The organism is Cupriavidus sp. 01L45, from assembly GCF_056399885.1.
Genome location: NZ_JBFTSG010000010.1, coordinates 138493 through 149648 on the forward strand (window position 1 = coordinate 138493; position 11156 = coordinate 149648).

An 11156-nucleotide genomic window follows, 5' to 3' on the forward strand; every position below is an offset into this window, starting at 1 on the left:
AAGACCAACCCGGCCGCTCGGAAAAGACCAGCACGAGGCCTTCAAGGCGCTATAATTTCGCCTTTCCAATCAGGCAGTTACCGCGCGGTCACAATGCGCGGGCCGGGCGTGCGCCACCTATGCAGATCGTAAACATCTCCGCTTACAAATTCGTCACGCTGGACGATATCCCGGCTTTGCGCCCGGAAATGCGCGCGCGCTGCGAAGCCCACGGGCTCAAGGGCACCATCCTACTCGCGCCGGAAGGCATCAACCTGTTCCTGGCCGGCGTGCGCGAAGCCATAGACGGCTTCCTGGGATGGCTCCACGCCGACCCGCGTTTTGCCGACATCGCGCCCAAGGAGAGCCTGTCGGAGAACCAGCCCTTCAAGCGCATGCTGGTGCGCGAGAAGAAGGAAATCATCACCATGAAAATGCCGCTGATCCGCCCCGAGGCAGGGCGCGCGCCTGCGGTACGGCCCGTGGAGCTCAAGCGCTGGCTGGACCAGGGCCATGACGACGCCGGCCGCCCGGTGGTGATGCTCGATACACGCAATGCATTCGAGGTCGCGGTCGGCACCTTCGAGCAGGCGGTCGACTACGACATTGCCAAGTTCAGCGACTTCCCGCCGGCCATCGCGGCACACAAGGCGGAGTTCGAGGGCAAGACCATCGTGTCGTTCTGCACCGGTGGCATCCGCTGCGAGAAAGCCGCCATCCACATGCAGGAGGCCGGCATCGAGCACGTCTACCAGCTCGAAGGCGGTATCCTGAAGTATTTCGAGGAAGTGGGCGGCAGCCACTATCAGGGCGACTGCTTCGTCTTCGATTACCGCACCGCGCTCAACCCGAGCCTGGAGCCCGCCGGACCGAAGCAGTGCTTCGCCTGCCGCGCCGTGGTCACCGCCGAGGAGCAGCAAAGCCCGCACTATGTGGTGGGCAAGAGCTGCCCGCACTGCATCGGCCAAGACCAGGCTGCCGCGGCCTGAGATCGCTCCCTGTACGGCTGCCCGATGGCAATCAGGCAGCCAGCAGATGGTAGAGGTTGCGAAGCATGCCGGCGGTGGCGCCCCAGATAAAGCGGTGGCCGCCGTCTTCGCGCGGGAAGGGCATGGCGTAGAACAGGCGCTCGCCGTCCACCCAGCGGAACAGACGCTGCTGGTGATGGGAAGGGTCCATCAGGAACCCCAGGGGAACCTCGAAGACATCGGCGACCTCGCGCGCATCGGGGCGCAGCGTGAAACCGTCGCGCACCAAGCCCACCACCGGGCTGACATGGAAACCGGTGCCCGTGATGTAGTCGGGCAGAGCGCCCAGCACCTCCACATAGTCGCGCACCAACCCAACTTCTTCTTCGGTTTCACGCAACGCCGTGGCAACACGGTCGATATCAAAGGCTTCGTGCCGGCCGCCCGGGAAACTGATCTGCCCGGCGTGCGAACTCAGGTTGGCATTGCGTTCGGTCAGCAGCACGGTCAGCCCGTCGCCCCGCTCAACCAGAGGCACCAGCACGGCCGCGTCGCGCAGCTTGAGGCTGCGATCGTAGGCACGCGATTCGTCAGTCAGCTCGGGCGCCCACGCCGGCGGCGACTGCAGCCGGTGGCGGATGAACTCGGGCTGCAGGCGCGCATCCGCAAGCGGCGGATGCCGGGTATCGGTTGCGACGATGGGGAGGGATTCGGGATCGAAGGCAGGACGCATAATCGTTGTGAGTATGACAGAAGCCGGCCAAGCCGTTCTTCATGCACCGCAGCAAAATACCGTGCGCAGACGCAAAAAGGGCACCCGAAGGTGCCCTTTTTGCGCAGCCACGACCGGCAGAACCGATCGTGGCGACAGCGGCTTACTCCGCAGCAGCAGCCTTGGCCGGTGCCGACTTGTATGCCAGCTTTTCCTTGATCCGCGCGGACTTGCCCGAACGCTGACGCAGGTAGTACAGCTTCGCGCGGCGGACGTCGCCACGGCGCTTCACTTCGATCGCTGCGATCAGCGGCGAGTACAGCTGGAACGTACGTTCCACGCCTTCACCCGACGAAATCTTGCGCACGATGAAGGACGAATTCAGGCCGCGATTGCGCTTGGCAATCACCACGCCTTCATAAGCCTGCACGCGCTTGCGGCTACCTTCCACCACGTTCACGCTGACGATCACGGTGTCGCCGGGTGCGAATGCGGGGATGGTCTTGTTCGCGGTCAGGCGCGCGATTTCGTCTTTCTCGATCAGCTCGATGATGTTCATCGTTTTTTCTCCTTGTCCATCATGCCGACGTTGTATGCCCCAGGCATGGCCTGGGCCCCGGCAGAGGATGGGGTTTCACCTGGCGGGAGCGAACTCCCGCCCTTCTTTCGCCAGCCAGGCCGACAGGAATTTCTCGTCGGCCCGGCTCAGCAACCCTTGGCTGCGCGCTGCCTCGATCAGATCGGGGCGCTTCTTCGCAGTATTCGCGAGCGCCTGCTGGCGCCGCCACTTCTCGATCTCGGCATGATGGCCCCCGAGCAGTATCTCGGGCACCCGCACACCTTCGTATTCTTCCGGCCGCGTATAGTGCGGACAGTCCAGCAGCCCATTGACGAAGCTGTCCTGAACCGCCGACTGGGCATCGCCCAGCACGCCCGGCAAATGCCTGACGACCGCGTCGATTACGGCCATGGCCGGCAACTCGCCACCCGACAGCACGAAATCGCCGAGGCTGATTTCCTCATCCACGCGCCGCTCGATCAATCGCTGGTCGATGGCTTCGTATCGGCCACAAAGCAGCACAAGGCCGGGACGCTGTGCCAGCGACATCACCTTCCGATGCGTCAGGGGCGCGCCTTGCGGCGACATCAGCACCACATGCGGCTTCACCGGCTCGCCCGGCACATCCGTGGCGGCTTGCGCCGCCAGTTGCGCCGAACATGCCGCGCCGATCGCATCTTCCAGTGGCTTGGCCAGCATTACCATGCCAGGACCGCCGCCGTACGGGCGATCATCGATCGTACGGTAGTTGTCGCTGGTGAAATCGCGCGGATTCCAGGTGCGCAGCGTATAACGCTGCTGCTTGGCCGCCCGGCTGGTGATACCCCAGTCGGTCAGCGCACGGAACATCTCGGGAAATAGCGTGATCACATCGAACTGCATCCGCCCCTCCCTATACTTGCCCACCCGGCCGCCGCCAGCCGAGCGTCCGTTGCCGGACCGCTCAGTAGTCCAGGCCCCAGTCGACCACCACGCGTCTGGCCGAAATATCGACCGAGCGCAGGAATGCGTCGACAAAGGGGATCAGGCGCTCGCCTGCCTTGCCGTCAGGCAAGGTATGCGCTACCTGCAGGATCTGGTGCGCGCCGTTGTCGATCAGGCCGGACACTTCGCCCAGCGACTCGCCCTGCTCATTGAACACGGCGCAGCCGATCAGATCGACCCAGTAAAATTCGTTTTCATCCGGCGCGGGGAAATCCTCGCGACGAATCCAGACACGGCGACCCTTGAGCGCTTCCGAGTGGTCGCGGTCGGACACGCCGTTCGCCTGGGCCACCACGGTACCGCTATGCTCACGGGATTGCACGACCTTCACGCACAATGCCTCCGATGCCACGGCATCGGCCGCGCCCACCAGGCCTGTCGGCGGGGCTTTCAGCAGCCACCAGCGGCGCGCATGCAACAACGCGCTCGCATCGTCGGCGTGTGGCTGGACCTTGATCCAGCCCCGTATGCCATAAGCTGCGCTGATGTAACCGACCTCGATCAGGTCGTCCGGCAGCTTATCGGTAAACGCCAGCGCAGCCGGAAACCCAGCTACGCCCTGCGGCTTGAAACTCGCCTTTTCCTGCACACCGGCCTGGGGCCGGGCCGAGGGCTCGAGCGGCACATTGAGCGGCCGCCGCGCCGGGACGCCTTGCTTGCGTTCTGTCACGTGTCGTTTGCCACGCGTCGCGAAACGCGCGTCACAACAATCAGGCCACAGCCTTGGCGGCGTTCTGCTTGACCAGACGGGCAACCGTCGGCGACAGCTGGGCGCCAACGCCGGTCCAGTACGTCAGGCGGTCTTGCACCAGACGCAGGCCTTCTTCGCTTGCCGAAGCCAGGGGATTGTAGAAACCAATACGCTCGATGAAACGGCCATCGCGACGATTACGCGAGTCAGCAGCGACGATATTGAAGAAGGGGCGCTTCTTGCTGCCACCGCGAGCCAGACGGATTACGACCATGGTTTGATTCCTCAGAAAACTTGATGTTCGAACACGAAACGCAAGAGTATAGACCAAATCCCGAGCCCAAACAAACACTTAGAGCGATTGACTCGACACCTGGCGACAGGCATCGTGGCGAAAACCCCGACAGGAGATCTTGCCGTGCGTTCCTACCTTCACATTCGCGCCTTCCGCGCCCTGCTTGCAGCCACTTTCGCCGCGGCGGCCTGGTTCAGCCCCAATGCAAGCGCGGGCACGGCCCTGCCGCTGGAGCAGATCCAGCTGCCGCCGGGGTTCCGCATCGACATGCTGAGCCAGGATGTGCCGGAAGCACGGGGCATGACCATGTCACCGGCTGGCACCCTCTTTATCGGTAGCCTTGGCCAGGGCAAGGTCTATGCAATCAGCAACGCGCTGGCGCCTGACCCGAGGGCAAGGACAATCGCCACCGGCCTGACCATGCCGGTAGGCGTGGCCTTCCGCGACGGGGCCCTTTATGCGTCCTCGGTCTCGCGCATCGTCCGGCTCGATGACATCGAAGCCCGGCTCGACACCCCGCCAAAACCGATCGTGGTGAGCGATCGCTTCCCTTCCGAAACCCACCACGGCTGGAAGTTCATCGCCTTTGGTCCGGATGGCTATCTTTATGTCCCGGTTGGCGCACCCTGCAATATCTGCAAGCCTGATGAAAACCGCTACGCCAATATCATGAAGATGAAGCCCGACGGGTCCGACCTGCAGGTAGTAGCCAGGGGCGTGCGCAATTCGGTGGGCTTTGACTGGCACCCGGTCACGCGCCAGCTGTGGTTCACGGACAATGGGCGCGATCAACTGGGAGACGACGTGCCAGACGACGAACTCAACCGCCTGACCCGTGCCGGCCAGCATTTTGGCTATCCATACTGCCACGCCGGCAGCGTCGCGGACCCTGAGTTCGGCAAGCAGCGCAACTGCTCGGAGTTCGAGCCGCCGGCCGCAAAGCTGGGCGCGCATGTCGCCTCGCTCGGGATGCGCTTCTATACCGGCTCACAGTTTCCCGCCGAATACCGGAACAATATTTTCATTGCCGAGCACGGCAGCTGGAACCGTAGCACGAAGGTCGGCTACCGCATTGTCCGGGTAGTGCTGAACGCGAGTGGCCAGGCAGTGCGCCAGGAAGTCTTCGCGCAAGGCTGGCTGCAAGACGGCAAAGCCTGGGGCAGGCCGGCCGATGTCCTGGTCGCCCCGGATGGTTCGCTGCTTGTCAGCGACGACACGGCGGGCGCCATTTACCGTATCCGCTACGCGCCGTGAGGCGTTGAAACGCCACTCCCCGCATTGCCCGCAGGCAAGCTGCGAAACGTACCGGGTGAGGCGAAACAATCCGTTACACCAGTAACGGCTTTTGCATATGCGTCCCGAAGGCCCGTGCGTACCATGAACCCATATCTCGAACAACTCACCGCGCGACAGGATACTGGGATTCCGCATGCTCCCCCGCACCTTCCTGCGCGACTCGGTGGCTGGCATCCTGTTGGCCGTTTCAGTGCTCGGCCTCAATGCTGTCAGCCATGCGCAGGTCGCGTTTTGGCAACACAGCCGGCCCGAAGGCCGGACCGCGGGCAATGGTAACGCGCGCGGCCAGGGTGGCTGGGAGATGGCTAGCGTACGCGCCGAACGGCAAGACCATGTGCGCGCCCAGATCGAAAGAATGGAAGCCCGAGCCCGCGCTGATGACCGCCTTAACGGTCGCCCCTTGCCTCCCCAGGAGCGCGATGACGAGCGCGGCCGCCCACCCGATCGCAACGCGCAAGGCGACAACGCGCGCGGCGAGCAGCGCGGTCCCGGCACCGGCCCCGGCTGGCAGGCGCGGGGACGCGACGGCGGCCGTTAGGTCCGCCTGACACCTGCATTTCCCTCCCCCGCCTGTTTGCCCTCCAAACGGCGGGATCCGCCTCCCTTTCCCCTACCCCCCTCCTCCCGGCTGTGCCGCGCACGGAACTCCCGTATGCTTCGCCGTCCGACGCGCATCGCTCCCGGCCTTCCCGCGCCCGCGCCTGAGGCCAGCGTACAATGAGCGCCGGTGCCAGCTTGACTGGCATTGATCTGATCTTGCGCCGGCCGCCCCCTGGCCGGCCATCAACCTAGTTGCCGCCTCATGCCTGCCGCTACCCAAGTTCCAGCCGCCACCGCACTCGTCAAGCCGCTTCCGGGCAAGTCCAAACTGCTCACGGTCGCGCTTGCCTTCCTGTTCGGCAGTTTGGGCTTGCATCGCTTCTACCTGGGTGGTTTGCGCGACAAGTTTGCATGGGCTCACCTGCTGGCGGCCCTGGCCGGGGTCGTCGGCGTCATTTCGATACAGACTGGCGCCGGCACGCCGGCCTTGGACTGGACCTTTGCCATCGCCGGTGGCACATCGGTGATCAGCGCCTTCCTGGCAGCCATCGTGTACGGCCTGCGCCCGGACGATAGATGGGATGCCCGCTTCAATCCCCATGGCAAGCCGACCCGGTCTGGCTGGCCGGTCGTGATCCTGGTCATCCTGTCGCTGCTGATCGGAACCGGCCTGCTGATGGCCGGCCTGGCCATCAGTTTCCAGACCTTCTTCGAATCCCAGGTCGAAGCCGCTCGCGCCCTTTCGCAGTAATTAGCACTTCCAAGGCCCAGGGGCCCAGGCGCCATGCACTTCGACCTGCTGGATATCGCGGTGTTCGTGCGCGCGGCGGCGCTGGGCAGCCTGTCGGCGGCGGCGCGCGATCTCGGGCTGTCCACGTCATCGGCCAGCAGCCGCCTGGCGCTACTCGAACAGAAGCTCGGCACGCGGCTGCTGCACCGGACCACGCGGCGCATTTCGCTGACCGGAGACGGACAGCGCTTTCTTGAGCATGCCGGGCAATTGCTCGACACGGCCGACCAGGCCGCGCAGTCGGTAGGCCGGGGGGCGGAAGCACCACACGGAATACTGCGCGTCACGGTGCCCGCATCCTTCGGCCGCCAGCATGTCTCTCCGGCCATCCCAGCCTTCCTTGCCGCCTACCCCGGCCTGACGCTGGACCTGCGGCTGACGGATCAGGTGATCGGCCTAGTGGAGGCCGGGGTAGACGTGGCGCTGCGCATGGGTGCCCTGCCCGACTCATCGCTGGTGGCCCGCCCGCTTGCCCCGAGCCATCGCGCCATTTGCGCCTCGCCCGCCTACCTTGCCGCCCATGGCACGCCACGGCACCCGGAGGATCTGCGCAACCACAATTGCATCGTGCTTGGCGACCAGGCCTCCTGGCAGTTCGACACGGCGCTGGGCAAGACCGCGATTGCCGTCAGCGGCAATCTCCGCACGGACAACGGCGAGGTCATCCGGGATGCGATCCTGGCTGGCATGGGGCTCGCGCTCAAATCCACCTGGGATGTCGGCCCCTACCTGCGCAGTGGCGCGCTAGTCAACGTGCTGCCCGATTATCCGGTGCTGCCGTCGGTATCGATCTGGGCGGTCTACCCGAGCCGCCGGCAGGTGCCGGCAAAAACCCGCGCCTTTACCGATTTCTTTGCGGCGCGCTTCGGCTCCCCGCCCTACTGGGACCGCCCCGAGGCAGCACCGCCTGCCTGACTGGCCTGGCTCCCGCACCGCAAGACACACCTGGCTGTTTTTGCAAAGTGCTGCAGCAGGAATACCCATTGCCGAGCCGCCGTCCCGCACAGACCACGTCGTGCGCGATTCTCAAAATCTTCCGCTTCCAGGGACATCCACCCTTTACTCCTTGCCGGCGAGCCGTTGAGCACTGTATATTTATACAGTATCAATCGTAGCCGCAGGACTGCCAACGTGACGACCCGACCTCCCTCCTCCAGCCCGCTCAAAGGCCGGGCGGCGYGCTCGAACAACGTCAGCCGCTTCGATGCATGGACCCGCGAACGGGTCGACGATGAGTCACGAGCCCTCGATGAGCCAGAGATACCCCAGATCCAGACCATTGTTTTCACAGAGAAGGCGAAACGCATCGTCTCGCGCAACCAGTCGCCGGACCTGCCCTTTCATGCTTCCATCAATCCTTACCGAGGATGCGAGCACGGTTGCATCTACTGTTATGCCAGACCCAGCCATGCCTATCTGGGACTTTCGCCGGGCCTCGACTTCGAAACCCGCCTGTACGCGAAGGAGAACGCCGCCGAGCTGCTCCAGGCCGAACTAGGCAGCCGCGGCTACACGCCATCGGTCATCGCGCTGGGCGCCAATACCGACCCTTACCAGCCCATCGAGCGCAAACTCCGCATCACACGGGGCATACTGGAAGTGCTGGAACGGTTCAACCATCCGGTGGCCATCACGACCAAGTCGGGGGTTGTCACGCGCGACATCGACATCCTCCAGCGCATGGCGGCCAGGAACCTGGTCCGGGTCCATATGTCGGTCACATCGCTCAACAATGAGATAGCCCGCACGCTGGAACCGCGGGCGAGCGCACCGGCACGTCGCATCGCAGCCATCGCGTCGCTGAGTGAGGCCGGGATTCCCGTGGGCGTGATGGTGGCGCCCGTCATCCCAAGCCTGACCGACCCGGAAATGGAGTCCATCCTGGAGGCGGGCGCCAACGCTGGCGCGAAGACAGCCGCCTATATCCTGCTGCGGCTGCCGCGCGAGGTAGCGGATCTGTTTTCCGAGTGGCTGGCCACCTACCATCCGCTGCGCGCCCGGCATGTCCGTAGCCTGATCGCGCAGATGCGGGGCGGCCAGGCCTACGACTCCAACTTCGGCACGCGCATGACAGGTACCGGCATTTTTGCCGAACTGCTGCGCAAGCGTTTCAAGCTGGCCTGCCAGCGCCATGGGCTAAACGCCGAACGCCATCCCCTGACTACCGAACATTTCTCAAGGGCCGGTGCAACGCCACAGATGTCATTGTTCTAGACAGATGCCGGCAGGGTCTCAGGCGTGCGGTGCCTTCTCGTCGACCGCGATCGCCAGCGTCTCCTTGATCTCCTCCATCACCACGTAGCTCTTGGACTGCGCGGCGCCGGGCAACTGCAGCAGGATGTCGCCCAGCAGCCGGCGATACTCGCCGATCTCGCGGATGCGGGCCTTGATCAGATAATCGAAATCGCCCGATACAAGGTGACACTCCAGCACCTCGGGAATACGCAACACCTCGCGGCGGAACTGCTCGAACATATTGCCCGACTTGTTGCCAAGCGAAATCTCCACGAACACCAGCAGGCCACTGCCAAGGAGCACGGGATTCAGGCGGGCGTAGTAGCCCATGATGACGCCGTCGCGCTCCATGCGCTTGACCCGCTCGATGCACGGCGTGATGGTCAGGCCAACCGCTTCCGCCAGCTCTTTCATCGACATGCGGCCGTCCGCCTGGAGCAAGGCCAGGATCTTGCGGTCCAGCCGGTCCAGGCTGCGCACGGGCTGACGACTTGTTCTCATTAGTTCTTCCTGTTTCCTTAAAAATTACGACAACTATGACTGCACATATTTCAATAGTATAGAGATAAATACTCTATCCACACTATTTCTTGGTTGTGAGCCCCCGACTATGCGCGTTCTCGTTCTTGGCAGTGGCGTAATTGGCGTGACCAGCGCCTGGTACCTGGCCCGTGCCGGCCATGATGTCACCGTGATCGACCGCGAGGCCGCGCCCGCGCTTGGCACCAGTTTTGCCAATGCCGGCCAGATCTCGCCGGGTTACGCGTCGCCGTGGGCAGCGCCTGGCGTGCCGCTCAAAGCCATCAAATGGATGTTCCAGGAGCACGCGCCGCTCACCATTCGCCCGGACGGCTCGCTGTTCCAGCTGCAGTGGATGTGGCAAATGCTGATGAACTGTACCGCCGACCGCTATGCCGTCAACAARGAACGCATGGTGCGGCTGGCCGAGTACAGCCGAGACTGCATCCGCACCCTGCGAGCCGATACCGGCATCGCCTACGAAGGCCGCCAGCAAGGCACCCTGCAGATCTTCCGCACCGACGAGCAGCTCGACGGCGCGGCCAAGGACATTGCGGTGCTGGAGCAAGCCGGCGTGCCCTACCAGTTGCTATCGCGCGAAGAACTCGCCGCCAGCGAACCAGCCCTGGCCGCCGTCAGCCACAAGCTGAGCGGCGGCCTGCGGCTACCCAACGATGAAACCGGCGACTGCCAGCTGTTCACCCAGAAACTGGCGGCGATGGCCGAAGGCCTGGGCGTGAAGTTTCAATACAACCGCTCCATCGACGGCCTGCTGACCCGGGGCGATGCCGTCACCGGCGCCATGATCGGCGGCGAGCCCGTCACCGCGGACCTGGTGGTGGTGGCCCTGGGCAGCTGGTCGACGCCGTTCGTGAAGAACTTCCTGCCGGGCCTGTCGAACCTCCCGGTCTATCCGCTCAAGGGCTTCTCCCTGACGGTGCCGATGACCGATGCGGACCGCAGCCCCGTCTCCACGGTGCTCGACGAAACCTACAAGGTTGCGATCACGCGCTTCGACGATCGCATTCGCGTCGGCGGCATGGCCCAGATCGTCGGCTACGACCGCACGCTCGACCCGGCCAAACGCCGCACCCTGGAACACGTGGTGACCGACCTGTTCCCCGGCGCCGGCGACGTCAGCCGCGCCAGCTTCTGGACCGGTTTGCGCCCGATGACGCCGGACGGCACGCCCATCGTCGGCCCCACGCCGCTCAAGGGTCTCTGGCTCAATACCGGCCATGGCACGCTGGGCTGGACCATGGCCTGCGGTTCGGGCAAGTTGTTGTCGGACCTGGTGTCCGGCACTTCGCCGGCGATCCGCGCCGACGACCTCTCGGTCGCGCGTTATCTCAAGCGCCCGGGAACTCGCGCCGCGCACCGTCCTGCGGTGGCCTGATCCGCCAGAACTGAAAAGGGCGGCCCCGCGGGGCCGCCCTTTTTTTGCCTGCTACCGGGCGATCTCAGAACTGCGCTTCGCTCAACGCATTGACCGGCACCGCGCCTGCCACGACGGCATCGCGCAAGGCCGACGCCTGCGACAGGATGTGCTCCGCGAAGAAATGCGCGGTCGCGATCTTGGCATCGCTGA

Annotated in this window: 14 protein-coding genes; 7 read left to right on the forward strand and 7 right to left on the reverse strand. The window is 64.4% G+C overall.

All coding sequences use genetic code 11. From position 1 onward, the window contains the following. Positions 1 to 119: 119 nt before the first annotated feature. Positions 120 to 968 (forward strand): sulfurtransferase, encoded by an 849-nt coding sequence (locus AC1DT6_RS09435; RefSeq protein WP_035859395.1) that lies wholly within the window; start codon positions 120 to 122, stop codon positions 966 to 968. Between the two features lie 31 nt (positions 969 to 999). On the opposite strand, the gene AC1DT6_RS09440 is transcribed toward AC1DT6_RS09435, so the two are convergent. The 5 genes from AC1DT6_RS09440 to rpsP all read right to left on the reverse strand — a co-directional run bounded on the left by AC1DT6_RS09440 (position 1000) and on the right by rpsP (position 4167). Beyond that, entirely contained in the window at positions 1000 to 1680 is a 681-nt protein-coding gene (locus AC1DT6_RS09440) for an NUDIX hydrolase (RefSeq protein ID WP_045238663.1), read from the reverse strand. A gap of 142 nt (positions 1681 to 1822) precedes the next feature. After that, positions 1823 to 2218 carry a 50S ribosomal protein L19 gene (rplS, locus tag AC1DT6_RS09445; RefSeq protein WP_035859392.1) on the reverse strand — a complete coding sequence of 132 codons (396 nt, stop codon included), beginning with the start codon at positions 2216 to 2218 and terminating at the stop codon, positions 1823 to 1825. Positions 2219 to 2293: 75 nt separating this feature from the next. Continuing rightward, positions 2294 to 3100, reverse strand: coding sequence for a tRNA (guanosine(37)-N1)-methyltransferase TrmD (gene trmD / locus AC1DT6_RS09450; protein WP_441634416.1), 807 nt, complete (start codon positions 3098 to 3100; stop codon positions 2294 to 2296). A gap of 61 nt (positions 3101 to 3161) precedes the next feature. Further along, positions 3162 to 3791, reverse strand: coding sequence for a ribosome maturation factor RimM (gene rimM / locus AC1DT6_RS09455; protein WP_477102461.1), 630 nt, complete (start codon positions 3789 to 3791; stop codon positions 3162 to 3164). 121 nt (positions 3792 to 3912) lie between these two features. Next, positions 3913 to 4167 carry a 30S ribosomal protein S16 gene (rpsP, locus tag AC1DT6_RS09460; RefSeq protein WP_006158390.1) on the reverse strand — a complete coding sequence of 85 codons (255 nt, stop codon included), beginning with the start codon at positions 4165 to 4167 and terminating at the stop codon, positions 3913 to 3915. 144 nt (positions 4168 to 4311) lie between these two features. On the opposite strand from rpsP, the gene AC1DT6_RS09465 reads away from it, so the two are divergent. The 5 genes from AC1DT6_RS09465 to AC1DT6_RS09485 all read left to right on the forward strand — a co-directional run bounded on the left by AC1DT6_RS09465 (position 4312) and on the right by AC1DT6_RS09485 (position 9028). Continuing rightward, on the forward strand, positions 4312 to 5442 hold the full coding sequence (locus AC1DT6_RS09465) for a PQQ-dependent sugar dehydrogenase (RefSeq protein ID WP_477102455.1): 1131 nt from the start codon (positions 4312 to 4314) through the stop codon (positions 5440 to 5442). A gap of 175 nt (positions 5443 to 5617) precedes the next feature. Then, entirely contained in the window at positions 5618 to 6022 is a 405-nt protein-coding gene (locus tag AC1DT6_RS09470) for a hypothetical protein (RefSeq protein ID WP_441634420.1), read from the forward strand. A gap of 264 nt (positions 6023 to 6286) precedes the next feature. Next, positions 6287 to 6775: an NINE protein gene (locus tag AC1DT6_RS09475; protein ID WP_477102456.1), complete on the forward strand. Its 489-nt coding sequence runs from the start codon at positions 6287 to 6289 to the stop codon at positions 6773 to 6775. A 33-nt stretch (positions 6776 to 6808) separates the two neighbouring features. After that, positions 6809 to 7729, forward strand: coding sequence for a LysR family transcriptional regulator (locus tag AC1DT6_RS09480; RefSeq protein WP_441634424.1), 921 nt, complete (start codon positions 6809 to 6811; stop codon positions 7727 to 7729). A gap of 216 nt (positions 7730 to 7945) precedes the next feature. Beyond that, complete coding sequence (locus AC1DT6_RS09485; RefSeq protein WP_477114640.1) at positions 7946 to 9028, forward strand: PA0069 family radical SAM protein; 1083 nt, start codon at positions 7946 to 7948, stop codon at positions 9026 to 9028. An 18-nt stretch (positions 9029 to 9046) separates the two neighbouring features. On the opposite strand, the gene AC1DT6_RS09490 is transcribed toward AC1DT6_RS09485, so the two are convergent. Next, positions 9047 to 9550, reverse strand: a complete 504-nt coding sequence (locus AC1DT6_RS09490; protein WP_441634428.1) for an Lrp/AsnC ligand binding domain-containing protein — start codon at positions 9548 to 9550, stop codon at positions 9047 to 9049. 109 nt (positions 9551 to 9659) lie between these two features. On the opposite strand from AC1DT6_RS09490, the gene AC1DT6_RS09495 reads away from it, so the two are divergent. Continuing rightward, positions 9660 to 10964: a D-amino acid dehydrogenase gene (locus AC1DT6_RS09495; protein WP_441634430.1), complete on the forward strand. Its 1305-nt coding sequence runs from the start codon at positions 9660 to 9662 to the stop codon at positions 10962 to 10964. Positions 10965 to 11028: 64 nt separating this feature from the next. Here AC1DT6_RS09495 and AC1DT6_RS09500 read toward each other — a convergent pair. Beyond that, a partial coding sequence (locus AC1DT6_RS09500; RefSeq protein ID WP_441634434.1) for an acyl-CoA dehydrogenase C-terminal domain-containing protein occupies positions 11029 to 11156 on the reverse strand: 128 nt, incomplete at its 5' end.